The following is a 26,882-nucleotide window of genomic DNA, read 5'->3' on the forward strand; positions in this document are numbered from 1 at the left end:
AGGATTTTGCAAAATATGGCAGTGGCAATTTTCTGTTAAATATAAAACGGGTAAGCATTTCTAGCCGTTTTCAAGAATAACTTTAGCTATTGCCGAAGAATCTAGTTCGCCATCTCCTTGTTCTAATAATGCTTGCAAGTAATGATCGGATAACTCAGTGCCGGGCATTTTAATTGAGTTTTTATCAGCACTTTTTAGTGCTATTTGTAAATCTTTAGCATGCAATTTTGTTTTGAAGCCAGGAATATAATTTTCATCAAGAATGCGTTGACCATGCAATTCCAAAACACGGCTATAAGCAAATCCACCTAACAGGGCGTCTCTTACTTTTGCCGGATCTACATTACAATTGCGTGCTAATAAGTAAGCTTCAGCCACTGCCACTACCGTTTGTGCAGCAACTAAATTATTGCAAGCCTTGGCAACCTGTCCGGCACCAGATGCGCCCACGTGGATAATGTTTTTTCCTAAACATTCAAAAATGGGAGTAGCGCGTTGAAAATCTTTTTCTTCTCCACCCACCATAATAGATAACGACGCAGCTATAGCGCCCACTTCTCCCCCGGATACGGGAGCATCTAACATGCTGACACCTGCTTGAGAAAATTTATCTGCCATTTCCTGCGTCGACTCCGGTGAGATAGTACTCATATCGATCACCAGAGACCCGGCTTTAACACCATGAATCACACCCTCAGCCCCTACTAGGACTTGTTCCACATCTGGAGTGTCTGAAACGCATGAAATGACCACGCTGGAAGCCTTAGCTAATTCAGCGGGAGTTGCGAAAGATTCGAGATTATCTGTCTCTAAGGCTTTCACGCTGGCCTGGCGGCGCGCATAAACATTGACTTTATGACCAGCTTTGGCCAGATTTTCGACCATGGCTTTACCCATGATGCCGAGTCCGATAAATCCTATCTTTTCTACCACTTTTTCTTTATGCATAGACCTAATATGTTGATTAATAAGCGTTAAAACACGTATATAATATACGAAATTGAGCCACAACTTATTAATCTTAACTCGGAAGACATTTTGGACCTAAACGTACAACAGCTGAACGATCATTTAGACATGGCTCTAGCACCTGTTTACTTGGTGTCTGGAGATGAGCCTTTGCAAGTCGAAGAGTCGCTTACTAAAATCCGCGCTAAAGCGCGTGAGAAAGGTTATATAGAACGCCAGGTGTTATATGTGGAGCGTAGTTTTGATTGGTCACAAGTGACTGAGCAAAGCAGTAATATGTCTTTGTTTGGTGATAAGAAAATTCTAGAGTTGAGATTACCAACAGGAAAGCCGGGTATACCTGGTGGTAAAGCATTACAGCAATATTGTGAACAACTCCCTGACGATGTACTGTTAATTATTCAAAGCGGTAAGATAGAAAAGGCCACTCTAAAATCTAAGTGGGTACAAGCGATTTCGCAGGTAGGTGTGTTTATGCGTATTTGGCCATTAACAGGTACTGATCTGGTACGCTGGGTTCAAACACGTTTAAAATCGGAAGCATTATCTGATGATCGTCAGACAGCTGAATATATTGCTTCGCGGGTAGAGGGGAATATGCTGGCAGCGGCGCAAGAAATAGAAAAAATGGCCTTGCTTGCTATTGATAATAATGATGCTGATCAAGCTTGGGTATCTAGTCAAACTAAATACAACGTATTTGATTTGGTTGATACTATTTTGAGTGGGCAAAGAAATAAGGTCATTAAAATTCTGGGTCAACTGCAACGTGAATCTTTTGCACCTAATCTGGTCTTATGGGGCTTGGCGGAATTAGTGCGTGCAGTAATTTACACCTCGACACAGAAACGGGGTAAGTCAAAAGGTGTGCAGAATGCATTTTACTACAATAAACGTAATCAATTAGGCGTACACGCAAATAAATTTAATCGCGAACAACTTTATACCTTGCTAATGAAATGCGGGCAGGTAGATCAAATGATAAAGGGCCGTGCAAGCGGGGATGTCTGGCAATCATTTACAGATGTTGCTTTAAAACTTGCGCGTTGAATAGGTAAAACAAATGGCAGTGACACAACAAGAGCTTTCAGTAAAACAGTACATGCTTGGTTTGGGGCAGAGGGCGAGCCAGGCTGCGCGCCAAATGTCTGCAGCATCAACTGCAAGCAAGAATGATGCGCTGAGCTACTTGGCTGACATTTTGCTAGCGCAACAAGAAAAATTAATACAAGTAAATCAGTTAGATTTGCAGGCGGGTAAAGAGCGTGGTTTGGAAGCTGCATTGTTAGATCGTTTGGAATTAACTCCAACTAGAATTCAATCAATGGCAGATGGTTTAAAGCAAATTGCTAGCTTACAAGATCCTGTCGGTGAAGTGTCTGATTTAGCTTCGCGTCCTTCAGGGATTCAAGTGGGAAAAATGCGTGTTCCGCTAGGAGTGATTGGTATTATTTATGAATCACGGCCAAATGTGACAGCTGATGCTGCTGGCTTGTGTTTGAAATCTGGTAACGCAGTGATATTACGTGGAGGTTCCGAAGCGATACATTCTAATCGCGCAATCGGTGAATGCATCCAACAATCTTTATCAAAAGCGGGGTTACCAGAGTCAGCAGTGCAAGTCGTTGAAATGACTGACCGTGTTGCAGTTAATGAATTGCTGCGTATGGATCGCTATGTCAGTGTGATAATACCGCGCGGTGGTAAAGGGTTGATTGAGCGTGTGTCAGCAGAATCAACCATCCCTGTGATTAAACATTTAGATGGAAACTGCCATGTGTACTTAGATCAGCAATTAGATATTGACAAAGCAGTTGCAATCTCTGTGAATGCAAAAACACATCGCTACGGTGTTTGTAATGCCATGGAAACATTATTAGTGCATAAAGATGTTGCAGAAAGCATATTGCCAAGGTTGCAAGAAGAATATGCTAGTTATCAAGTTGAACTACGTGGATGTCAGCAAACTAAAATGATCTTGTCTGGTATTAATAATGCAACAGAGCAAGATTGGAGTGAAGAATATTTGGCACCAATACTTGCCATCAAGGTAGTTGAGAGTAGTGAAGAAGCTATCGACCATATAGAAACCTATGGTTCTCATCATACAGATGTTATTGTCACCGAAAACCACACCACAGCACAGAAATTTTTACGTGAAGTTGACTCAAGTTCAGTAATGGTGAATGCATCATCGCGATTTGCAGATGGCTTTGAGTATGGCCTAGGTGCAGAGATAGGTATTAGCACAGACAAATTACATGCACGTGGTCCAGTCGGCTTGGAAGGTCTTACCACTCAAAAATTCATAGTCTACGGAGACGGGAATATACGTGAGTGATGCTAAAGCCACGAGTGGCATGAAAATAGGCATATTAGGTGGTTCATTTGATCCTGTGCACTTTGGTCATATCAAGCCGAGTCTCGAGCTAGCAGAAAAATTTCAGTTCGATTCAATTCGATTAATTCCCTGTAAGATCTCACCTTTCAAAGATGAAACATTTGCTTCTGCCCAACACCGGTGGAATATGGTTTCTATTATTGCTGGCAGCAGTGAGTTGTTTGAAGCAGATGCGCGAGAGTTGAAGCGTGAAACACCTTCTTTCACATATGAGACCTTGCGTGAAATAGCGAGCGAAGTAGCGAGTAATTCAACATTGTTTTGGATAATGGGTGAGGATGCGTTAATAGATTTTCCACGTTGGCATCAAGCAGAAAAAATTATGCAGTTGTGTCATGTCTTAGTAATGCGTCGTCCAGGCTATGAAGTGTCGCAAAATGTAAAAACAAATGCATGGTTGCAGCCGTATATGTGTGATGATGTAAGTAAGCTGAGTGAAAAACGATATGGCTATATTTATATTTCTAATGTTGAGCTGCTTGATATTTCCTCCACAAAAATTCGTGAAACAGTGCACGCTGGTGAGCAGCCAAGATTTATGTTACCGGGTGGAGTGTGGAATTATATTAAGCGGAATAATTTATACCAAGAAAGTGTTAACTGATTTTATTTACTTTTATAGGAGAACATGTGGAATTAAAGAAATTACATAAATTAGTCTTAGAGGCATTAGAAGACGTAAAAGGCAATGACTTAGTCAGTGTTGATATGCACGGTAAGATCGACATCATTGATATGATGGTGATTGCTAGTGGTACTTCAGATCGTCATGTGCAGGCGCTGGCAAATAATGTGGTAGAAAAAGCTAAAAAAGCAGGTGCTACCGTTGTTGGTGTAGAGAAAGATCGTTCATGGGTGTTAATAGATTTATATGACATTATCGTTCACGTCATGTTGCCGGATGCACGCGATTTTTATAATCTAGAAAAATTATGGCAATTAGAAATTCCGGCTGAAAAGACTCAGACAGTGTAAATTTTTATGCATTTTTCGTTACTGTACGTCAGTGAAAAACCAAGCCAATGGGCCGAAGATGCATGCCAATCTTATTTGAAACGAATGCCAGCATCGTTTGGGTATACACAGACAAGGTTAACGCCGATAAAACGTACCAAAAATACTCATATTGAAACAGCTAGAGAACAAGAGTGGCAACTTATACTAGGAAAAATTCCTAAACATGCAATGTTAGTGTTACTTGATGAACGCGGAAAACAATACACTTCAGAAAATTTTTCTCAGCAAATAAATAACTGGCAACATAATGGTCAAGATGTTGCATTTATAATTGCAGGCGCTGACGGTGTTAATGCGGAACATCGAAAGCAAGCCGATTTTTTAATGGCTTTATCCCGCCTCACGTTACCACATGAAATGGCACGATTGTTTTTGACTGAACAGCTATATCGTGGCTGGTCAATTCTTAATAATCATCCTTACCATCGAATATAAAGTCACTAGTTGTCATCCTCGAGATTGCGATGTCCCAGCAAAAGGTTGAATTATATACAATATTGAAATGCTGGATTCACGTCATTAGATCAACAATTCATGCGATAATTACCCAATTGAATTAGGAACCATTATGTCAATAGTATTGGCGTCAGCATCGCCGCGACGCGCTGAGTTATTGCAACAAATTGGACTGGATTTTGATGTGGCGCCCAGCGACATTGATGAGTCTGTTCAAGATAATGAATCGGTGATGGACTATGTCCAACGGATGGCGATGTCAAAGGCATTAGTCGCGCGTCAACAATTCCATCCTGAAGATATTATTATTGCAGCAGATACCAGTGTTGCTATTGGTAATACTATTCTTGGTAAGCCTGAAAATGAAACCCACTGTCTTGAGATGCTGGCAAGTTTATCTGGCCGAATACACATGGTGCATACAGCTGTGGTAGTGTCTCAATTAGATTTTACAGGTAAAGCCCTGAGTTCTAGCGCGGTATCATTCCGAGATATCAATGAAAAAGAAGCTAAGAACTATTGGCTAACAGGTGAACCTAAAGATAAAGCGGGTAGCTATGCTATCCAAGGTAAAGGCGCTGTGTTTGTTGATAAAATAACAGGCAGCTATTCTGGCGTTGTTGGCCTGCCGCTGTACGAATTGACACAATTATTGAGAGAGACGGATATCTCCATACTTTAAGGGAAGCTAGTGAGCGAAGAAATTCTAGTCAATGTGACGCCTAGAGAAACACGTGTAGCAGTGGTTGAAAATGGTGTACTACAAGAAGTACAAATTGAACGTGTTGCCAGGCGTGGATTAGTTGGTGGTATTTTTAAGGGCTGCGTTAGTCGTGTTATGCCAGGAATGGATGCTGCATTTATTGATATTGGTCTAGAGAAAGCAGCTTTCATACACGCTTCTGATGTAAACACACTGCCACACAGTTCCCAATCTGCACCTGTAGAAGGTGAAGATGTCCCTCATGAAGCGATTGCAAATTTGCTCCATGAAGGTCAGCAGGTATTGGTGCAGGTTGTTAAAGATCAGATAGGCACAAAAGGTGCGCGATTAACAACTAATATTACTGTGCCGTCACGTTATTTGGTGTTATTGCCTTACTCTACTGATGTTCGGTTGTCTGCGCGTTTAGAAGACGAAGAAGAGCGTGAACGTCTATCAGAGTTAATGCAAGAATTGCTTGATGCTAGTGGTAAAAAATTTGGTTGTATCTTGCGAACTGCAGCAGAGTCTGTTTCAAAGGAAGAGTTAAGAAGAGATTTAGAATTTTTATTGCGTTTATGGAGTTCTATTGTCGAGAAAATTGGCAAAGTAAACTCAATAGCAGAAGTGTATTCTGATTTACCTTTGGCTGTACGTACCTTAAGGGATTTGAATACTGATGATGTTGAAAATATTACCATCGATTCTCGAGAAACAGTATTTAATGTAAAAACTTTCGCTGAAAAATTAGTGCCTGAATTGGTTGACCGAGTTCAGCGTTATAAAGGTGCGCGTCCAATTTTTGATTTGCATGGCATTGAAGATGAATTAGAGAAAGCATTGCAAAGAAAGGTCATGCTTAAATCAGGTGGGCATCTAGTATTTGATCAAACTGAATCAATGACCACTGTTGACGTAAATACCGGTGGTTTTATTGGGAATAGAAATTTAGAAGAAACAATTTTTAAGACTAATCTAGAAGCTGCGCAAGCGATTGCGCGGCAGTTAAAGTTACGCAACTTAGGTGGAATTATTATAATCGATTTTATTGATATGGTGGAAGAGGAGCATAAACGTCAAGTATTGCGTGCACTTGAGAAAGTCTTAGAAAAAGATCGTGCTAAAACACAAATATGCGAAGTCTCTCCCCTGGGGTTGGTTGAGATGACACGCAAACGCACTCACGAAAGTCTTGAACATATTTTATGTGAACCATGCTCAACTTGTTCTGGTGCGGGATCAGTGAAAAGTGCTCAAACTGTATGTTATCAAATGTTTCGAGAAATTATGCGAGTTGCGCGTCAGTACGAAGCCAGTGAATTATTAGTGTTAGCATCTCAACAAGTCGTAGATTTGTTGGTTGATGAAGAGTCTGACATTCTTGCTGAGCTTGAAGAGTATACAAAAAAGACTATAAAACTCCAGGTGGAAACTTTGTACACTCAAGAACAATTTGATGTTGTACTACTATAGAAGTCTTAGTGAAATTGAATTTTTCTAGCATTATTAGTCTGGTATCCCATGCAGTGCTTTATACCTGCACTGTAATTCTCGTTGTTTTTGCAATTTTTATTACAATTATACGTGGCTATCCAAACTTAAGTGATATTGTTGAAAGTAAGATTGAGCTACGCCTTGGGGAGATTTTAAATGCAGATGTTTCTATTGAATCGTTGGATATTAGTAGGCAAAAATTATTTTCACAAATCGTTGCGCAAAATGTAGTAATTACTGATCGTAATAATGATGAGTATAATTGGGCTTTAAAAAAAGCAAGATTAAGTATTAATGTATATAAATCACTATTATCACGATCGCTAAGGATAAAAGAAGTTAGCTTAGAAGGCCTAGACTTGTCTTTGAGGAGAGATGAATCTGGTGACTTTCATGTGAATCAAGTATTTTTGTTGTCCAAAAGCAAAATGAATCAATCAGCAGGGAGTGGCAATTACAGCGATGTTCATTTGCGCTTGCTCGATTCTGATATTCACTGGTTAGATGAGCTGACAGAAACTGATTACTTGTTTAATGATATTGATATTGCCGTCGATCCTAAATCTAAAGGTTACGATGTATTTTTGTCTGGAAATCTTCCTGAAACGCTCGGTAAATCAATTCGTGCAAATGTAAGTATAGAAGGTGATATTAAGAACATTGCGGATGCCAAAATTGATTTCTATATTAAAACTGATCAATTTCGTATGGCGGAAATTGCAAAAAGATTTGTTGGCAACAGCGGGGGAAAAGTTCCAGTCATAATTGATTCTGAATTATGGGGTCAAGTCGCTAATAAAACACTAACGGGTTTACGAGGCTCAATTAGTGCAGATGATATTGTTGTTAACTCAGCAAGTAAAAGTGAATTATGCCTAAGTGATGAATATATACAGCAATTGTCTGTTCAGTTTGACTGGAATAATGAAGATAGAAATTGGCAATTTTTAGCAGATGATATAAATATAGTTACCTCCAAAGGTAATTGGCCAGTAACACAAGTTCAATTTGAGCTGCAGCGACACTCATTAAACGCTAAAACAATATTGGCGCATATTGGGAATATGAATTTAGGTGCTATTTGTAATACTCTGTATTCATATTCGCCTCATATAGTTCGTTTTGAAGATCAACTTCAACAATATCGACTAAATGCAAGCGTCGAAGATTTATTTATGCGCTTCGACTTAAAAGATAATCATCAGTCCACGTTTCAATATTCTGGTCAATTTAATGATATTGATATCTGGTTTGCACAAGGTAATCGATCTGTGAGCGGGGTAAGCGCTTATGTGGTGGGTGGTGATGCGGGAGGAGTGGCGGATTTAAATTCTAATAATATCCAGCTTGGACTTCCGACAACTTATCCAGGATATGATTTGAAATTTGCAGCTGATGGTCAACTAGAGTGGACCCATCATGGGAATGTGCATGAAGTGCGCGCAGATAGATTGAAAATATATAATGACGACCTAAGTATGAGCGCGCGTATTAACACCAAAATAATAGATAAAGACGTTTACACAGATGCGCAATTTTATGTCGATTCAGCCAAAGCAAATGCGGTAGGTGACTATTTCCCACTGCTACAAAAAACACGTCGAACAAAGAAATGGTTTACTGAAGCGATCCATGAGGGTGATGTTCGTAATGCCACTATTATTATGCGTGGCAACATGCGAGCGTTTCCTTTTCATAAACAAACTGGTGTTTTTCAAGTTGATGTAGAAGTTGAAAATGGGATTTTAGAATATAAAAAAGGGTGGCCGAAGCTACATGATGTAAGAGCGAATGTGTCAATTGATAAGGATCATATTAATATTCGTTCGCGACAAGCAAAAACACTCGATTCTAAAATAAAAAAAGTCGATATAGAAATAGACTCTTTTTTGCGCGCAACACTGGATTTAAAGGGAACAATTGATGGGCCGGGCCAGGATTTACTAACGTTTTTAGGCGAGTCTAACTTGGTCAGTGAAAGTAACTCCGTGCTTGAGCATATATCGCTTGCTGGTGATTCGCGTTTAGAAATTGATTTTTCTAGGTCATTATCTAAGAAGTTAATACTACCGATAAAAGTTTCGGGAAATATTCACTTCCTTGGTAATACGCTTGATTTAAAAAGTGTCGGTATTGAGCTTAATGATCTTGCTGGAGAAGTGCAGTTCACACAAGCTGGAGCAACTGGTGAAGGAATTTCTGCAACTCTCTTTCGGCAACCTGTTTTGCTATCTATAGATCCAGCCGGTGAGGGTGCTTCAAACTTAATCTTTAGTGGTCCATTTGATTTGGGTGCATATTTGGAGCAGCGTTATAAGCGTTTCAGTACTTTCTTTAGTGGTATAGCGCCGGTTAATGGTGAAGTGTACCTGCCTTCATTTTTTAAGAAAAATAATCCGGATAAATTAAAGCTAATAATTAATAGTCAGCTCAATGGGGTTAAGTCTACACTTCCGTCACCATTAAATAAGTTAGCGCACGGGTCGTTGCCTGCGATACTTAAATTCGACCAAAAACAAGGTTTAATGTCATGGCAATTGGATGATTTGCTGTCGTTATATTTTTCTATCCAACCTAAAGAGCCATTCGAGCTTAATCTGGTTGAGTTAGGCGAACCCCGTAAATCGGATATTGATAATGAAGGTTTAATGATTGCAGGTTCATGGAAAACTCTGGATCCTGTTTCATGGCTTGAAGTCTATAAACAATACATGAAATCTGTTGCTTCAAGTGACAAGGCAGTCATGCCTAGCATTGATGTAAAATTTGATTCTTTGCAGTTCCCAAAATGGCCTGCTGAAAATATTAGTATTGCGGGTAGTCGTGATAATAGTTCATATGTACTCAATTTAGATTCCAGCTTGGGTAAGGGTAGTGTGCTCCTGCCTGAAGATAAAAGCCTTCCAGTCTCTATCGATATGAAGACGCTGACTATTAATAAGGGGCAAACAGAAGATAAAAAATCATCGGTCGATATAGATCCACGAAACACTAGGCCATTTTCATTTTCTAGTCAGCAACTTAATTTTAATGATCTGAAGTTTATTGATGTTATTGTAAATACTTCGTCAGTAGAGAATGGCTTGGTCTTTGACAAAATTAAATTAGCTGCACAAGATATGACTTTGTCAGGCAATGGTTCATGGCTGTTAGCAGATCAAAATGCGACTACGTCATTTGATTTGCAATTAGAAAGTATAGATGTTGAAGATAGTCTGATTGATCTTGGGTTTAAAAGCAGTTTACGAAAAGGGGAACTAAGTGCCACCATGAATCTTGATTGGGATGCTGCACCTCATCAATTTGAATTGGATAAGCTGAGTGGTGTTGCTGATTTTAAAATGAAAGATGGCTCAGTCACTGAAGTTAATCCTGGTAATGCTGGCCGTTTGCTTGCGTTACTTAACCTGGGTGCAATTAGCCGTCGTTTATCACTAGATTTTAAAGACGTGACTAACAAGGGTTTTACCTTTGATTCAATTAAAGGCGTGTTGAATTTATCAAAAGGAGGCAATTTGCAAACTGATAAAATTTCAATCAAAGCATCGTCTGCAGATATTAAAATTAATGGTGAAACTAATTTAATTGAACAAACCTATAACCAAAATATTACTGTGACGCCTGCTGTGACAGGAACGCTTACTGCGGCTGGTGCAATTGTTGGTGGGCCGGTGGGTGCAGCAGCAGGTATGATTGTTGATCGAGTGGGTAGTGCTGTAGGTCTGAATAAAGTCTCTAATATCGAATATAAAATGACCGGAACATGGCAAAGTCCTGTCATCGAGAAAGTAAATAAGCGAAAAAATAATGCGCCTGAAACTGTTGGTCCCAAATCTGGTCCATAGCAAGGCGAAAAATTAATCACCTCAAATACATATTTATACCTTTAGTACAGGATTACTTAAATTTCGTTTTGTATAGGCTAGCCTAGGTTTAGCCATTCAAGCATACTTCTAATTATATAAATCTTAACATCGGGAAAATGATTATGAGTAAAGTTGCGGCCATTCAAATGGCTTCTGCTCCTCAGCGAGATGCCAATCTCATGGAAGCGAGCCGGTTAATCCAGTTAGCTAAAGAACAGGGTGCTGAACTGATAGTATTGCCAGAGAACTTCCCCATTATGGGGATAGAAGAGTCGGATAAGGTCGATATTCGAGAAGCATATAATGATGGCCCTATCCAAAACTTTTTAAGTGATCAGGCAAAAAAACACGGCGTATGGATTGTTGGTGGTACAGTGCCACTTCAATACGATGACCCAAATAAAATTATTGCGGCATGTATTGTTTATAACTCAGAAGGCAAGGCCGTTGCGCGCTATGACAAAATTCATTTGTTTGATGTCGAAATAGATGGCGAGGAGAGTTATAAAGAGTCTGAAACTATTGCGAATGGAACAGAACTAGTGGTTCTTGATACACCCTTTGGTAAATTAGGTTTAGCTATTTGTTATGACCTGCGTTTCCCAGAGTTATTTCGTCAACTAGTGGATATGGGCGCAGAGATTATAGCTATTCCTTCTGCTTTTACGGCAACTACTGGTAAGTCTCATTGGGAAATACTAGTGCGCGCGCGTGCAATTGAAAATCTTTGTTATGTTATTGCAGCAGACCAGGGTGGTTATCATTTAAGTGGTCGCAGTACGTATGGTGACAGTATGGTTGTTGATCCATGGGGAAATGTATTAAATAGATTATCTCAAGGTGCTGGCGTTGTTATTGCAGAAATAGACCTTGAGCGTATGAAGAATACACGACGTACTTTCCCATGTTTACAGCATAGAATGCTAAAGTAATTGAGACGCTATGGATAATTTAGATATCGCACGTAATCATCTGCTTGTGCCGACTGGCTTAACTGATGAGGATGTTAATAAGGCATTGAGTGCAGCACTAGGTGGCTCTATAGATGCTGCTGACTTGTATTTTCAGTCCACAACTCGTGAGTCATGGTCATTAGATGATGGCATTGTTAAAGATGCGAGTTTTAATCTCGAGCATGGTGTCGGTGTTCGTGCTATGTCAGGTGATAAAACAGGATTTGCATACTCTGATGATATAGCAATGGCTGCATTATTAGAGTCTTCGCATGCCGCGCGTAGTATTGCTAAATCAACAGGGACAAATGAATTGCAGTCATGGCGCGTGCAAACCGGGCACACGCTCTATACACCAGACAATCCATTGTCAGTATTAAGTGAAAACGAAAAAATGGATTTGTTACGTGCAGCAGACACTACTGCTCGTGAAGCTGACTCACGTGTAAAACAAGTAATGGTGAGTTTAGTGGGAACGCATGAAGTGATATTAATTGCGCGTAGTGATGGCACACTAGCTGCCGATGTGCGTCCTTTAGTTAGATTTAATGTCAGCGTTATTGCTGAACAAAATGGTCGTCGTGAGCAGGGATCTATGGGTGGTGGCGGTCGTTATGACTATAAAGAATTTATTGCGTCTGATGCCGCTAATGAATTTTCACGCGAAGCAGTGCGTCAAGCATTAGTTAATCTCGATGCCAAAGACGCACCGGCGGGCAACATGACAGTGGTGTTAGGACCAGGTTGGCCAGGAGTATTGTTGCATGAAGCTATTGGCCATGGTCTAGAAGGTGATTTCAATCGTAAAGGTACTTCAGCATTTAGTAATCGTATAGGTGAGCGAGTAGCAAGCCCAGGTGTCACTGTGGTTGATGATGGCACATTGCCTAATCGTAGAGGTTCACTCAATATTGATGATGAGGGTACGCCAACGCAATGCACGACATTAATTGAAGACGGTATCTTAAAAGGCTACATGCAAGACAGACTAAATGGTCAGCTTTCAAAAACAGCATCAACTGGTAATGGGCGTCGTGAATCTTATGCGCATCAAACTATGCCAAGAATGACAAACACATATATGTTAGCAGGCGAGCGTGATCCTGAAGAAATTTTAGCATCGGTAGATAAAGGGTTTTATGCGGTTAATTTCGGTGGTGGCCAAGTAGATATCACTTCTGGCAAATTCGTATTTTCCGCATCAGAAGCATACATGGTTGAAAATGGGAAAATTACATATCCCGTTAAAGGTGCCACATTAATTGGCGATGGCCCTGACGTGTTAACCCGTGTAGGAATGATAGGTAATGATCTTAAGCTCGACACTGGAGTAGGCACTTGTGGTAAAGAGGGTCAAAGTGTTCCTGTTGGTGTAGGGCAACCTACTATGCGTATTGATGGTATTACTGTTGGTGGCACTCAAGCTTAGTTAATACCTGGATTGTTTCTAGTACATCAAATAATAAATTAATTATGAGCTCATCTTTAGATATAACAATTAATGACGATTCGTTGAAATCGTTACTTTCACATGCCGTGGAATATGCGCGTGGAAATGGAGCTGATCAAGTCGAAGTTGCAGCAAGTAATGATAAGGGATATTCAGTTACCGCGCGTTTGGGTGAAGTTGAAACTGTAGAGCATCATAACCAACGTTCAATGGGCGTGACTGTATATCGAGGTAAAGCAAAAGGGGCAGCAAGTACAAATATTGTTAGTTCGGAAGCCATTAATCGTGCTATTGATTCTGCGTTGGAAATTGCAAAGTTTACTGCAGAAGATGATTGTGCAGGTCTTGCTGATGCAGAGTTAATGGCTACAGATTATCCGCAGCTAGACTTAGATCATCCGTGGGATATTGAGCCCGATAGTGCATTAGAACAAGCAATTCTTTGTGAACAAGTTGCTCGTGATGATAAACGTGTAGTGAATTCTGAAGGTGCCAGTGTTAGCAGTATTAACACACATCTTTGTTACGCAAACTCACATGGGTTTACTGGTGAATATCGAGGTACACGTCATAGTATTAGTTGTTCTGTGATTGCAGGCGACGACAAAGGAATGCAGCGCGATTACTGGTATGCAGTAGATAGGAATGCAAATAATCTTGAAGATGTTGAATCAGTAGGCGCCATGGCGCGAGAAAGAACGGTTCGCCGCTTAGGTGCGAGAGGCATGAAAACGTGTTCTGTGCCTATCCTGTTTGAGCCATCATTAGCACGATCATTAGTTGGCCATTTGGTCTCTGCTATTAGTGGTGGTGCGCTTTATCGTCAAGCATCATTTTTAGTGGACTCAATTAACAAAAAAATATTGCCATCTTGGCTGACAATCACTGAAGATCCTCACATGATTGGTGGTTTGGGAAGTGTGCCATTTGACAATGAAGGCGTACGCACACAATCAAGAAATGTTGTTGAAGATGGAGTACTCCAGGGTTATGTATTAAGTAGTTACTCCGCACGTAAATTGGGCATGCAAACTACAGCAAATGCGGGTGGTGTACACAATATACAGATGACCCATAGTAATAAGTCACAACAAGATCTACTCAATGATATGGGCACAGGCTTATTAGTGACTGAGTTAATTGGCCATGGTGTCAACACAGTCACTGGCGATTATTCACGAGGCGCATCAGGTTTTTGGGTGGAAAATGGTGAAATTCAATATCCGGTAGAAGAAATTACCGTAGCAGGAAACTTAGAGGATATGTTTATGAATATCGCCGCAATCGGTAATGACACAGATAGACGTGGCAATATTCAGTGTGGTTCTATCTTGGTTGATAATATGACGGTTGCTGGAGGTTCGTAGACTGCATTGTAATCTTTTCGCTAGCTTCATGTAGCGAACTATCTTGAATTTTCACAATATATTCTGTTTTACCTTCTTTAATTCTCTCTATTTGCAGCGGTAAACCATGTGAAGCAGGGTCTGCCCAGATTCTATAAGAAGAATCATCTTTTATGCGTTCAATTAAAATTGTATCGCGTTCACCATAAATGGTATTGAGTTTGACTTCACCTAGGTTAACAATTTGATACTCTTTTAGTTTGGCTTTAGAGATAACTGGCAAGGTTATTTTTTCAGGAATATTTTTTATATTTGCCATTATCAGCAATTGTAATGTGAATTTGTCAGTGGTCAGATCGGTTAAATTTATTTCCTGTTTACGATCTTTATATTCAGATTGAGCTAATTGTTTATGCCATTGATAAAATACTCGTTCACTTTTATCAACGCTTTTGGTTTTTCGAATGCGCTCATAAAACATTGGACGAATCGTGCCATCCAGTAATGTTAGTTTGGAAGTATCAGTTATTGCATTGCTACCGACAAACATTGCAGCTAAACCCAATGCGCTTGAGCTGGAATGATAAGTCCAATTTTCTGGGTCAGTTTGAGACAAATTTACATCCAGTGTTCCCACGTTCATTCCGCTAACTTTAACCGCATACTCGGCAGTGAATGCAGGTGGCATATTGGGAGTAGCCAGTGCTAGGCTGAAGTCTTGCGCAGAAACGCTAGTCGCTAATAACAATAAGAATGTGATAAAAGTATTTTTCATGCTGGCTATTTCTATTAGATTAACTCTATTGAACCTATTGTACGTGCTCGAGCTGCAAAGGTGAGGTTAATAGTTGCTTGTCGAAATACGCGCAACCATCCTGATAATAAATTCTGTTTTCGCATAACCACTGTACACATTTAGGGTAAATTATATGTTCTTGTTGTAATACGCGTTTTGCCAGTATTTCTACGTCATCATTGTCCAAAACTGGAACGCTTGCTTGTAAGATCACTGGGCCGCCATCAAGTTCCGTAGTAGCAAAGTGCACACTACAACCATGTGACGAATCGCCGTTATTTAATACTCGTTGGTGGGTATTTAAACCGCTATATTTGGGTAATAAAGATGGGTGAATATTGAGTATTCGCCCAAGGTAATGAGATATAAAGGTAGATTCAAGCACACGCATAAAACCTGCGAGGACAATGATATCTATATCATAGCTATCCAATGTTTTAATTAATGCTTGTTCAAACTCAGCGCGACCAGCGAATTTCTTATGAGAAATAACATGATGTGGGATGTTTGCATTATCTGCACGTTTCAACGCATAAGCATCAGCAACATTACTGACGACACACTCAATCTCAGCAGCGCAATCACCGAAGTGAATTTTATCAATAATAGATTGCAGGTTTGTGCCGCCGCCAGAGACAAGCACACCTATCTTGTTAGCGGAATGGCTCATGTGTAAATGACATGGGAAGCACCTTCGCTTGTTTTAACTTCACCAATCACATCAGCATTAATATTATGATTAGAACAAGCATTTATTATGCTGTCTGCATCATTTTGTTTAGCCACGACTAACATGCCAATGCCACAGTTAAATACGCGTAACATTTCTTCATCCGCAACATTACCTTGCTCCTGAATCCAATCAAAAATAGGTAAACGTTTCCAGCTTTGTAAATTAACTTCTGCGTATACATTATCTGGTAAAACACGCGGCAGGTTTTCAGTGATGCCACCACCTGTTACATGGCATAGTCCATGTATAGAGTTGTCAGCGATTATTTCTAATAGCGCTTTCACATAAATTTTTGTAGGTGTTAATAATGTTTCACCTAAGGTGCTAGCCTCAAATGAATTACTTAGCGAAAAATTTTTCTGTTCTAACAATTTATTCACCAGAGAAAAGCCATTTGAATGTACGCCGCTAGAATGCATGCCAATAATGACGTCACCAGAATTAATGTTGTCACCAGTGATTAGTTTGTCTTTATCTGCTACGCCAACACAAAAACCAGCAAGGTCATATTCGCCATTGCCATACATGCCTGGCATCTCAGCAGTTTCTCCACCAATCAATGCAGCACCTGCTTGCTTGCAGCCTTCGGCAATACCAGTCACTACAGCAGCGCTATCCTCTACTTCAAGTTTTCCGGTAGCGAAGTAATCAAGGAAAAATAAAGGTTCTGCGCCTTGCACAATCACATCGTTGACACACATAGCAACTAAATCGATACCAATGGTGTCGTGCTTGTTTAATTGATGGGCTAATTTCAATTTGGTGCCCACACCATCAGTGCCTGAGACCAGAATAGGGTTTTTATATTTGTGCGAGGCTAATTCGAATAGCCCGCCAAATCCACCAATATCGGACATCACTCCTTCGCGGTGAGTGCTTTTGACAGCGCCTTTGATTCTGTTAACAAGTTCGTTGCCGGCATCAATATCGACGCCTGCGTCTTTATATGTGAGTCCCATGGATAATTTTGAATGTTTTAAGGTGTTGAAATTAAAAGAATTACATCTAACCACTTGAAATACAAGGGTATTACTGAAATATCTTGCACGATTATGATATCTTTATACAAGTAAATACTATAACACCGCATAGTGCTGTTGATGAAATGCGGGAAGTCAGGAGATTGTCTAGTAATGTTAAAGGCTAAATACATACCTAATGCAATAACTAGTGCTCGGATTCTTTGTGTTCCTTGTTTGATTTGGATGCTTTTCCATCATCAATTTGAACGTTCCCTTATACTAGTCTTGCTTATGGGAGTGTCTGATGCACTCGATGGATTTCTTGCTCGTTGTTATGGTTGGAAAACAGCCTTAGGCGCATATTTAGATCCATTAGCAGATAAATTAATGTTACTCAGCACATTCATCGCATTTGCAGCGTTAGGCTGGGTGCCTTGGTGGTTAGCAGCTATTATCGTTGCGCGTGATGTTATTCTGCTAACAAGCGCATTCTATTATCATCTGTCTACCCGGCAATTAAAAATAGAGCCGTTGACAATCAGTAAGATAAATACTTTTGCACAAATCATTTTGGCGGCAAGTTTGATTTATGCGCAAGTTGGTCCATTGCATGTGCAAATTTTAAACGTGCTCATGACCATTGTTGCCTGTACGACCGTTGGTAGTGGTATGAGTTATGCCATGGAATGGTCGCGCCGAGCATCTAAGTATGCTCAGAAGCATATGTAGGAATAAACAAGTTGTTTGCTGGGGTGACTTAGAATTATCTTTAATCTTAGTGTGTGAACTCAATTCCATTGCACCCTCCCCCAAGCTAAGCCAAACTAGCTAAATGAATTCAAGTAATCCTCAACAGGCGCTTAACCTACAGCTTGCGCAAGCCAATACTTTTGAAACCTATTACCCGGGTTCAGATGCGACATTAGTGAGTGTGCTAAAGAATGTGGCATCAGGCGTACTAGAGGAGCCGCAAATTTTTCTATGGGGCGTTGAAGGCACTGGGAAAACACATCTATTACAAGCCATGTGTCGAATTGCTTCGGAGTCACATAAGCGTGCTATGTATATTCCAATGAAAGATTTATTAACCCAAGACCCTGCAAGTATAGGAGAACTACAAGACTTGGATTTAGTGTGTATTGATGATGTTCAAGTAATAGCAAAAAACCCGCAATGGGAAAAAGCGTTATTTAATTTTATCAACCATCATCGTTCGCAGAAAACCATTATTGTTATTTCTTCACTGTCAGAACCAACAGAAACATTGTTTGAATTGGCTGATCTAAATTCACGTGCAGTGTGGGGGCCGGTATACAAATTAACACCGTTAGAAGAACCACAATTAAACGATGCTTTGAATTTTCATGTAAAAGTGCGTGGATTGGACCTGAGTGATGAAGTTAAAAATTACTTACTGACACGTTACAAGCGTGATGTATCAAGCATGGTGAAAATGGTAGACGTGTTAGACAAAGCGTCACTAGAAGAACAACGCAAAGTGACTATTCCTTTCTTAAAGAAAACGCTAGCTACGCTTCCTTCTTAGGCCGAGTATCGTGTGTGCGGCAATACATCACCGTGCCAACAAAAATTAATAAACTCATGGATACTTGTAAAGCACCCAGAGGCCACTGAGACTCATTGGCGCAGTTCCAAATACCAATTGTAAAATACGCCCATATAAATAAAGTCACCCACTTAAACGTTTTAAAGTTTTCATTCAGCAAACCACGCAAAGGAAGCAACAAAGGGGCGACAATAAATAACAAAGTAACACTCTTAGGAATAATCGTCACAGGGTTAAGCCAGCCAATCCAAAGCACTTGGCCAAACAATAAAACGAAATAACTAAGGAGCGTGAGTTTGTAATACATAAAGAGGTTCTTATTGGTCAGCAAGTTTCAAAGCCAAGCCAGCAACCCGTTTACCTAATGCAATACAAAGCCGAGACTCCTCATCGCTCACGGGTAAATCACCAGAATGCCCAGACACATGACTAGCGCCATAAGGCGTGCCACCCGTAGAAGTTTTCGCTAAATCAGGTTCACTATAAGGCAAACCTGCCATCACCATGCCGTGGTGAAGTAACGGTAACATCATAGAAAGCAAAGTGCTTTCCTGCCCACCATGCATGCTACTAGTAGACGTAAACACAGCCGCAGGTTTATTTTCCAACGCACCTTTTAACCACAACCCACTGGTGCCATCTAAGAAATACTTCAAAGGCGCTGCCATATTGCCAAATCGCGTAGGGCTACCCATGATTAATCCTGAACATTCTTCCAAATCAGACAGTTCAGCGTACACATCACCCGATTCCGGAATATCTGACTCAGTGGCCTCGCAATTGGCTGAAACAGCAGGCACCGTACGTATCTTCACTTCAACAGGTACTTGTTCAACACCACGCGCAATTTTATATGCCATATCACGTGTAGCACCATGGCGACTGTAGTAAAGAACAAGAATTGGGCCCATTACAGAATCTCCAATACTCTCTCAGGCGGGCGAGCAATCACGGCTTTACCATTCGCAATCACAATTGGGCGTTGGAGTAAAATGGGGTATTGAATGATCGCATTAATCAAATCGTCATCTGAGGCTGTTTCAATATCCAGCCCGGTTTGCGACCATTCGTCTTCACCAGTGCGAATTAAGTCTTTAGATGGTATCCCTAGGTTAGTGATGTGGGTAAGCTCTTCTTTAGTGGGTGTATTGCTTAAATATTCAATAATATCTAAATCGATATTCTTTTCATCGAATATAGATTTGGTTTGACGACATTTAGAGCAATTGGGGTTGTAGTATATTGATGACATGATAGTAGTAGTATTAATGCAATAAGCAAAATTAAAAGTAATTATATAATATGATGAATTTTTATGTTGCTATCTAAGTTATTTTTGGAGGGGTTGAAGCAGCCCGGTTATGCTTTACTAGATCAGATAGTTGTAACTCTGTCTAATTTTTTAACATTTGTAATCCTAGCCCGCTATCTCGAGGTGGATGACTTGGGTTTGTATACGCTACTGTTTACCATAAGTGTGGTCATGCTTGGTATACATAATGCTTTGATAGCGGAGCCAATAAGAGTCAAAGGCGTTGCTTATAAAAAACAACGCTGTAAAAGTTATATTTCTTGTCAGCTTGCTATGCATTTAATTTTAACAGTATTTCTTTCTTTCGTGACTTTATTGTTAACTTATTTTTACAATTTCGACTCAACATTAATATTAAGTTACTTGTTCTTTGTTGTATTTGTTTTAGCAAACCAATTTACTCGAAGTGTCTATATAGCATTGTTTGATATTAAAAGGTTATTTTATATAGATTTGACAACAAATATTATAAGAGTATTCATCGTTGTTGTTGTTATGCATTATTCAAATGCTTCATTGAATTTAGCTTTTGTGGTTTCAACTATTAGTTGGATCTTGGCTGTAGCTTATTTATTTATCGACTTAAATAAATTCTATTTTTCCCTGGAATATAAGGTTAAAGAGTCATGTTTAAGTATAACTATCAAGAGCTGGGACATGGGTAAATGGCTGCTGTTAGAGGCATTGGCTTACAGTTTTTCAATACAAATCTATGTTATTGCGCTGGGGTATTTTAGAGCTGCAGAAGAAGTCGCAGTTTTTGGAGTAGTTCAGAATTTGTTAAATGTGACAAATGTATTTATTGCTGGAGTTGGGTTTTATGCTATGTCTGCTGTGAGACAAACTTTAAACGATTCTGGAGTTTCGAAATGGTTTTCACAACTGAAGTTATATAGTCTATCCACGCTAATAATTATATCTGGGTTGTTAGTATTTGTTAGTATTTTTGGAAAAGAAATTCTATTGCTTTTGTATGGAGATGCTTACTCAAATCACGCATATCTAATACCATTGTTCTCGATAGCTTATCTATTAGCATGCACTAATAATTTCTACAGAATATTTTATATTTCCTCAGACAATCCACGAATTCCATTTTATGCAAGGTTTCTTTCACTAGTCGTATCTCTTTGCGCAATATATTTTCTGATAAATAATTTAGGAGTAATAGGTGCTTGCATTGGCTTGATAGTTACACAGGTAAGCTGGTTATTGGTCTATCGTCTGAATCATAAAGCTTGGTTTAAAAAATTAAATAATGAAATATATGTATGAAAGCAAGAATTATTTTATATAATTTAATTATTACGTTACTAATTCCCAATATCGTGCATGCTGATGTTGCAGTTATTTATGAGAATTCTGAATGTAAAGAGAATTTGGAAAGTTGCTTTATTTCAAAATATGAAAATATTGTAGAAGCAATTCATTCTGTTAAGAAGGCTAAATTAAATCGTGATACAAAAGTAAAATTTTCTTTCGATAATGGGGATTATTACTTTGATCAAACATTAAGCATATCTGCAAGTGGGTTTCCGGAAAAAGTTAAAGAGATAAATCTTATTGGTGATGGTGATAATGTAAGATTTATTGGTGGGGTAGCATTTGGTATTAATGAATCTAACGTAAATAATACTTATGCAAATAATTATACATATGACTTGGGGTATTTAAATAAACTAGATGAAAAGCTTTATTGGGGGCGTGGCGATTATTCTTTTGAAGAGTTAATAATTAATAAGCGACCATATCAATTAGCTAGATGGCCAAATCATGGATATTTAAGAACTGGAGATGTTATATCAATAGGATCTATACCGCGCGAGGCAAGAATATCTCCTAATTTGCCTGTATTTAAATTTAATAGTAAGCGTATAAGAAATTGGGCCGGTGAATCAGATATATGGGTAAGAGGTTACTTTAAATGGGATTGGTTCGATGAGCCACTCAAAATTAAGTCAATTAATTTTAACAAACATGCAATTACGCTAGATTCACCTCACTATTATGGGTTACATGAAAATAGGAGGTTCTACTTTTCAAACATTAGAAGTGAACTTGATGTTGCAGGTGAGTTTTATATAGAACGTAAAAGAAAATTATTAAAGTTTATATTTAAAGGTGATAATAAAAATTATGATGCAATTTTAACTTTGCTCAAGTCACCTTTAATAAAATTATCTAATGTAGAAAATGTCTTAGTTGAAAATATCACATTTATTGGTGGGCGTGGCATAGGTATTAAAGTTGAGGGCGGTGTCAATAATACTATTAAAGATTGCGAGTTTATAGGGTCGGGTGTAAGTGCAATTCATATTGATGGTGGCATTAAACATAATTTATTGAATAATATTATTTCATATATTGGCGCTAGTCCAATAGTCATTAATGCGGGAGATAGGCAATCTCTTGAATCTTCTAAACATTTGGTTAAAGGAAATATAATTGAACATTATGGCAGGCACATTGCTACTAAACAGGCTGGAATAAAATTATATGGTGTAGGTGTCACTGTTGAAGAAAATTTAATTAGAAATGCGCCGCATATGGGGATTTATTTCGAAGGTAATGAACATAAGATTGAAAATAATATTATCCATGATGTATGTCTCGATACTGGTGATGCAGGTGCAATCTATGCAGGCAGAGATTGGTCATATAGAGGCAATCTTATAAAGCGTAATTTATTTTTCAACATCTCTAAGTCTAAAGGTTTAGATGATGTCAATGCTGTTTACCTGGATGACATGTTAAGTGGCACAACTATTGTGGAGAATATATTTTATAATGTTTACCGCGGTGTCTTGATAGGTGGTGGTAGGGATAATTCTGTCATAGACAATCTGTTTGTTGAAACTCATATACCAATTCATGCAGATGATCGGGCATTGAATTGGGCTTCTAATTCAATTGAAAAGGGTAATGTAATGTTTAAAAAATTAAACACGGTCCCATTTCAAAGTGATGTATGGGTCGATAGTTATCCGGGAATCTCTTCAATAATAAATAGTGATCCTGGAGTGCCTTTGAATAATAAGGTTTATAATAATAATTTTATTAACAGTGGAAAAAATAATATTGCTGAAAGTGTGAAAGATAATGGTATCTATAAAGATAATATTTCATTTGTAGATTTGGAGGGGTTATCTTCAAAGCAAATTAAAAAAATTCTATATCATTGTTCGGTTAAGGATGCCTGTAATTTTAAAGATATTCTAGACTATATTTATTGATTGACCAATATGTCTGTATTGATTGTTTTTATAATAATAATTTTAATGTTATTCCTAGCGTTATACTCTCCTCCTGGGTTTATATATTTGATTCTGCTAGTGGGAGGGATCCCCATTTCATTATTAACTGGCCCAGCGATATTTTTAGAAACATTTGGTGGGTTAAATTCCCAAGCATTATTTCTTTTCGCTGTTTTTCTTGCTGTTCTATTAATAGTCATTATCAATCTGCAAAAAGCAACTTTAGTAATATTAAAGCATAATATATATTTGTTGTTCTGTTTTTTTGCGATGCTATCATTATTTTGGTCGAATGCTGGAATGGAGTCTTTAAGGTCATATGTTAAATATGTATTTCCTTTTATTTTTTATGTGATGGTAGTTGTATCGCTGGCGAATAATTTTAAGAAAATAAAAGTTGTTGAAATCATTATCTATCTTGCTGCTATATCAAGTATAGCCATTGCTATATTGAATGTATTTTCGGGAGGTCTGTTTGGGCCTGTCAAGCAAACTTATGGGGTCCTTGGGTTGCATACATTGGCTGTCCCTTATATGAGCCCGGCGAATTTTTCATTTTTCTTGTTAGTGCCTGGATTTCTGGCTTTATCGAAATGGTTGCAGGATAAAGACAAACTTAGTCTTGTAGTTTATATAGTTATATCTATGTCAGTTATATTGGCTTTTGTAAGAATTGGAATACTTTCTTATTTTGTCGGTTCTATTATTGTTTATTTTTTGCTTAGTAAGAATAATTTATTTAAGGTCCTTGTGAGTTCGGCGTTATTGTTTGTCGTAGTATCTTCATTTTTCTACCTTGATCAAATGAAAGAAAGAATGTTTTATGATCCTAATACGGCTAGCTATCTAGATATAATAAATGATCCTGATAAGTTTATCAGTAATCTGAATACTTCTGGTAGGCTGGAGTTATGGGAAAGTGCTAGTAGAGAATTTAAAGATAGCGATATAGTTTTAGGGTCAGGTTCCGGATCTGTTGATGCGTGGTTAGGCAGATATGGCCATGTGAATGCATTGCACTCAGATTTTTATAGATTATTTTTAGACCTTGGCTTGACAGGACTAATTATTTATTTGGCGGCAATATTTCAGTTAATCTATGTCTGTGTTCGTTCATATAAATTAGGTTTCATTTTTAGGGTAAATGATGCCGTAATATATAGCGTGGTTTCTATTGCATCCATAGTGACTATGCTAATAACCATGCTAACTGATAATACATTAAATTATGCAACTGAGTTTGGTGTTTATGTGTATGGGGTGTCCGCTTTATCTTATATTCACTATAGAAGGATGTTGGCCTTTAAGAAGTCATGAATACTAATTTTAGAGGCGTTGTAATTCTGCAAAAAATATTACCTCATTACAGAATACCATTCTTTGATGAACTTGATGGGTTGTTACGAGATAAAAATATAGTTTTACAGATCCTATATTCGAATGAAGAGAGTGGACAAGTACCAAAGACTATAAATGTAAATAAAAGATGGGCGAAGAAAGTCGGGTGTCAATATTACAAATTATTTGGTAAGACAATATATAGGATGGCGCTGGGTAAAGAGATAAAGTCAAATCTATTGATTGCAGAACATGCGGCAAGTTTTATTAACTTATATCTAATATTGCTAAATAATCCTGCAGATAAAATTGCACTTTGGGGGCATGGAGAGAATCTTCAGGGCGATGGTAACGGTAAAATAAAAGACTTTATTCTGAATAAAGCAGATTGGTGGTTTGGTTACACTGAGCATACTAGAAGAGTGTTGATAAACAAAGGTTATAATCAAAAAAACATAACGATCGTTAATAATTCAATTGATACTTCTATCTTTGAAGTTGAAAAGGTCGAATATGATACTAAAGTCAAAGAGATCAAACATAAATACAATATAGTTGGAGAAAATATATGTGTTTATTGTGGCGGTATTTATTCTCACAAAAAAATTGATTTTCTGCTTGAGGCTTCTTTAAGATTAGCGAATGAAATAGAAAATTTTACTATTTTAATAATCGGTGAAGGTCCAGACCAAGATAAAGTTGAGAATGCTGCAGAGAATAATTCATGTATAAAATTTGTAGGCCCGTTATTCGGTAGTGATAGAGTGCCTTACTTGAAGATGTCAAAAGCTATGCTAATGCCCGGATTGGTGGGCCTAGCAATTATTGATAGTTTTTCTGCAAAAACACCAATTATTACAACAGACATCCCGATTCATAGTCCAGAAATTGAGTATATGAATGATGGTTTTAATGGAATGATGGTTGAGTATGATATTGATGCATATGTCAAAGCTGTTAAAGATTATTTAAGCAGCCCTCTAAAGCAAGCCACTCTAGAGAAGGGATGTGAGAGATCATCTGAATTGTATTCTATTCAATCAATGGCAGAAAATTTTGCAGGTGGAATAATGAAATGTCTTGAAAGTTAATGAGGATTCTTCTAGCCCATAATTTTTACAGAACAACTGCACCAAGTGGTGAAGACATAGCGTATTCAAATGAAAAGGAAATGCTATCTAATAGTGGTCTGAATATTGCCACATTTGAAAAATTTAATGATGACTTGGAAGGTTTTAGTGGATTGGAGAGATTAAAGCTTGGGTTGAGTAATAGTTGGTCGTCGGTCTCTTATAGAAACATAAAATCAAAAATACAATCTTTTAAACCCGATATAGTTCATTTTCATAATACATTTCCTCAAATAACACCAAGCGGATACGCTGCCTGTAAGGACATGGGTATACCTGTCATTCAAACATTGCATAATTTTAGATTGCTTTGTGCTAATGCTTTGCTTTTGAGAGAAGGTAAGTCTTGTGAGCTTTGCGTTTCTGGCTCTATGTTTAATGCGTTAAAATATAAATGTTATAGAAATTCTCTTTCTGCGACTGCTTCACAAGTCCTTTGTTTAAAAAGAAATCGTTATAATGGATCTTATGCAAATAACGTAGATCGTTATATAACGCTGACCAAGTTTGCAGAGAAAAAATTTATAGAAGCGGGTTTTTCATCTGAGCAATTTGTTACGCGGCCAAATTTCTTGCCAGATCCTCCGAAGATGAGAGAAATAAAGCAAAATTATGCAATTTTTGTTGGCAGAGTGACCGAAGAAAAAGGTGTATATACTCTCTTAAATGCTTGGAAAAAAACTAATGGAATAGAGTTGAGAATTGTGGGTGATGGTGAATTATTAGCTAAATGTAAAAAATATGTGGATGAAAATAATATTAATGTAAGATTTATGGGTTATTTATCTAGGCATGAAGTGATTCCAGCTATTCAAGATGCAAGCTTTATGATTCTACCTTCAAATTGTTATGAGGGATTTCCTATTAGTTTATTAGAAGCATTTGCTTGTGGAACGCCCATTATAGTGTCGAATATAGGTGGTCAATCGGAGATTATAAAAGATGGTGTTACTGGCTTGACGTTTGAAGTAGGTAATTCAGGCGATCTCGCTGATGTGTGTAGCCATCTTTCTGGCAATGCGGAGTTACTTAAGAGCTTGAGGGTAAATGCAAGAAAGGAATTTGAACGTATGTATACAAGAGAGTCGGTTTTTCAACAGACATTGGATATATATAACTCTGTTTTATCGTAATA

The 26,882-nt window shown here is 38.3% G+C and carries 25 protein-coding genes; 18 read left to right on the top strand and 7 right to left on the bottom strand.

Annotation, left to right across the window (positions count from 1 at the left end; translation table 11 throughout):
* Positions 1 to 60: 60 nt before the first annotated feature.
* On the bottom strand, positions 61 to 948 hold the full coding sequence (locus R8G33_00715; protein MDW3094172.1) for an NAD(P)-dependent oxidoreductase: 888 nt from the start codon (positions 946 to 948) through the stop codon (positions 61 to 63).
* Between the two features lie 90 nt (positions 949 to 1,038).
* Between R8G33_00715 and holA the strand changes: the two genes are divergently transcribed.
* The 11 genes from holA (at position 1,039) to pmbA (ending at position 14,676) form a co-directional block, all read left to right on the top strand.
* A complete protein-coding gene (gene holA / locus R8G33_00720) occupies positions 1,039 to 2,019 on the top strand; it encodes a DNA polymerase III subunit delta (protein MDW3094173.1) in 981 nt (326 codons plus the stop codon).
* A 13-nt stretch (positions 2,020 to 2,032) separates the two neighbouring features.
* Complete coding sequence (locus R8G33_00725; protein MDW3094174.1) at positions 2,033 to 3,310, top strand: glutamate-5-semialdehyde dehydrogenase; 1,278 nt, start codon at positions 2,033 to 2,035, stop codon at positions 3,308 to 3,310.
* Positions 3,303 to 3,974 (top strand): nicotinate-nucleotide adenylyltransferase, encoded by a 672-nt coding sequence (gene nadD, locus R8G33_00730; GenBank protein MDW3094175.1) that lies wholly within the window; start codon positions 3,303 to 3,305, stop codon positions 3,972 to 3,974. The genes R8G33_00725 and nadD overlap by 8 nt, the downstream gene beginning before the upstream one ends.
* A 26-nt stretch (positions 3,975 to 4,000) precedes the next feature.
* A complete protein-coding gene (rsfS, locus tag R8G33_00735; protein ID MDW3094176.1) occupies positions 4,001 to 4,345 on the top strand; it encodes a ribosome silencing factor in 345 nt (114 codons plus the stop codon).
* Between the two features lie 6 nt (positions 4,346 to 4,351).
* A complete protein-coding gene (gene rlmH, locus R8G33_00740) occupies positions 4,352 to 4,822 on the top strand; it encodes a 23S rRNA (pseudouridine(1915)-N(3))-methyltransferase RlmH (protein ID MDW3094177.1) in 471 nt (156 codons plus the stop codon).
* Positions 4,823 to 4,955: 133 nt separating this feature from the next.
* A complete protein-coding gene (locus tag R8G33_00745) occupies positions 4,956 to 5,525 on the top strand; it encodes a Maf family protein (protein MDW3094178.1) in 570 nt (189 codons plus the stop codon).
* Positions 5,526 to 5,534: 9 nt separating this feature from the next.
* Positions 5,535 to 7,019: a ribonuclease G gene (gene rng, locus R8G33_00750; GenBank protein MDW3094179.1), complete on the top strand. Its 1,485-nt coding sequence runs from the start codon at positions 5,535 to 5,537 to the stop codon at positions 7,017 to 7,019.
* A gap of 8 nt (positions 7,020 to 7,027) precedes the next feature.
* Positions 7,028 to 10,885, top strand: coding sequence for a YhdP family protein (locus R8G33_00755; protein ID MDW3094180.1), 3,858 nt, complete (start codon positions 7,028 to 7,030; stop codon positions 10,883 to 10,885).
* Between the two features lie 143 nt (positions 10,886 to 11,028).
* Complete coding sequence (locus tag R8G33_00760; GenBank protein ID MDW3094181.1) at positions 11,029 to 11,838, top strand: carbon-nitrogen hydrolase family protein; 810 nt, start codon at positions 11,029 to 11,031, stop codon at positions 11,836 to 11,838.
* Positions 11,839 to 11,848: 10 nt separating this feature from the next.
* The gene (gene tldD, locus R8G33_00765) at positions 11,849 to 13,288 is read left to right on the top strand and encodes a metalloprotease TldD (protein MDW3094182.1); all 1,440 of its coding nucleotides are present in this window, start codon (positions 11,849 to 11,851) and stop codon (positions 13,286 to 13,288) included.
* Positions 13,289 to 13,332: 44 nt separating this feature from the next.
* A complete protein-coding gene (pmbA, locus tag R8G33_00770; GenBank protein MDW3094183.1) occupies positions 13,333 to 14,676 on the top strand; it encodes a metalloprotease PmbA in 1,344 nt (447 codons plus the stop codon).
* On the opposite strand, the gene R8G33_00775 is transcribed toward pmbA, so the two are convergent.
* The 3 genes from R8G33_00775 to purM are packed head-to-tail and all read right to left on the bottom strand — an operon-like array spanning position 14,636 to position 17,143.
* Positions 14,636 to 15,430, bottom strand: a complete 795-nt coding sequence (locus R8G33_00775) for a DUF3108 domain-containing protein (GenBank protein MDW3094184.1) — start codon at positions 15,428 to 15,430, stop codon at positions 14,636 to 14,638. The two genes, pmbA and R8G33_00775, sit on opposite strands and share 41 nt — an antisense overlap.
* Before the next feature lie 34 nt (positions 15,431 to 15,464).
* Positions 15,465 to 16,121: a phosphoribosylglycinamide formyltransferase gene (gene purN, locus R8G33_00780; protein ID MDW3094185.1), complete on the bottom strand. Its 657-nt coding sequence runs from the start codon at positions 16,119 to 16,121 to the stop codon at positions 15,465 to 15,467.
* Positions 16,118 to 17,143 (bottom strand): phosphoribosylformylglycinamidine cyclo-ligase, encoded by a 1,026-nt coding sequence (gene purM / locus R8G33_00785; protein MDW3094186.1) that lies wholly within the window; start codon positions 17,141 to 17,143, stop codon positions 16,118 to 16,120. Before purM ends, purN begins: the two co-directional genes overlap by 4 nt.
* A gap of 174 nt (positions 17,144 to 17,317) precedes the next feature.
* Here purM and R8G33_00790 point away from each other — a divergent pair, with 174 nt between their 5' ends.
* Positions 17,318 to 17,875: a CDP-alcohol phosphatidyltransferase family protein gene (locus R8G33_00790; protein ID MDW3094187.1), complete on the top strand. Its 558-nt coding sequence runs from the start codon at positions 17,318 to 17,320 to the stop codon at positions 17,873 to 17,875.
* Between the two features lie 103 nt (positions 17,876 to 17,978).
* Positions 17,979 to 18,692, top strand: a complete 714-nt coding sequence (gene hda, locus R8G33_00795) for a DnaA regulatory inactivator Hda (protein MDW3094188.1) — start codon at positions 17,979 to 17,981, stop codon at positions 18,690 to 18,692.
* On the opposite strand, the gene R8G33_00800 is transcribed toward hda, so the two are convergent.
* The 3 genes from R8G33_00800 to arsC are packed head-to-tail and all read right to left on the bottom strand — an operon-like array spanning position 18,676 to position 19,965.
* Complete coding sequence (locus tag R8G33_00800; GenBank protein ID MDW3094189.1) at positions 18,676 to 19,020, bottom strand: DUF2069 domain-containing protein; 345 nt, start codon at positions 19,018 to 19,020, stop codon at positions 18,676 to 18,678. The genes hda and R8G33_00800 overlap by 17 nt on opposite strands.
* 10 nt (positions 19,021 to 19,030) lie before the next feature.
* Complete coding sequence (wrbA, locus tag R8G33_00805; protein MDW3094190.1) at positions 19,031 to 19,624, bottom strand: NAD(P)H:quinone oxidoreductase; 594 nt, start codon at positions 19,622 to 19,624, stop codon at positions 19,031 to 19,033.
* Positions 19,624 to 19,965, bottom strand: a complete 342-nt coding sequence (gene arsC / locus R8G33_00810; GenBank protein MDW3094191.1) for an arsenate reductase (glutaredoxin) — start codon at positions 19,963 to 19,965, stop codon at positions 19,624 to 19,626. The genes wrbA and arsC overlap by 1 nt, the downstream gene beginning before the upstream one ends.
* Positions 19,966 to 20,196: 231 nt before the next feature.
* Here arsC and R8G33_00815 point away from each other — a divergent pair, with 231 nt between their 5' ends.
* From R8G33_00815 to R8G33_00835, 5 genes are read left to right on the top strand one after another with little or no spacing between them, the layout of a single operon-like run.
* Positions 20,197 to 21,300: a hypothetical protein gene (locus R8G33_00815; protein MDW3094192.1), complete on the top strand. Its 1,104-nt coding sequence runs from the start codon at positions 20,197 to 20,199 to the stop codon at positions 21,298 to 21,300.
* On the top strand, positions 21,297 to 23,258 hold the full coding sequence (locus R8G33_00820; protein ID MDW3094193.1) for a right-handed parallel beta-helix repeat-containing protein: 1,962 nt from the start codon (positions 21,297 to 21,299) through the stop codon (positions 23,256 to 23,258). Before R8G33_00815 ends, R8G33_00820 begins: the two co-directional genes overlap by 4 nt.
* A gap of 9 nt (positions 23,259 to 23,267) precedes the next feature.
* Positions 23,268 to 24,596 (top strand): O-antigen ligase family protein, encoded by a 1,329-nt coding sequence (locus R8G33_00825; GenBank protein MDW3094194.1) that lies wholly within the window; start codon positions 23,268 to 23,270, stop codon positions 24,594 to 24,596.
* A complete protein-coding gene (locus tag R8G33_00830; GenBank protein MDW3094195.1) occupies positions 24,593 to 25,708 on the top strand; it encodes a glycosyltransferase family 4 protein in 1,116 nt (371 codons plus the stop codon). The genes R8G33_00825 and R8G33_00830 overlap by 4 nt, the downstream gene beginning before the upstream one ends.
* On the top strand, positions 25,708 to 26,880 hold the full coding sequence (locus R8G33_00835; GenBank protein ID MDW3094196.1) for a glycosyltransferase family 4 protein: 1,173 nt from the start codon (positions 25,708 to 25,710) through the stop codon (positions 26,878 to 26,880). Before R8G33_00830 ends, R8G33_00835 begins: the two co-directional genes overlap by 1 nt.
* Positions 26,881 to 26,882 lie beyond the last annotated feature (2 nt).

This window comes from Gammaproteobacteria bacterium (genome assembly GCA_033344735.1).
GTDB lineage: Bacteria > Pseudomonadota > Gammaproteobacteria > UBA4575 > UBA4575 > UBA1858.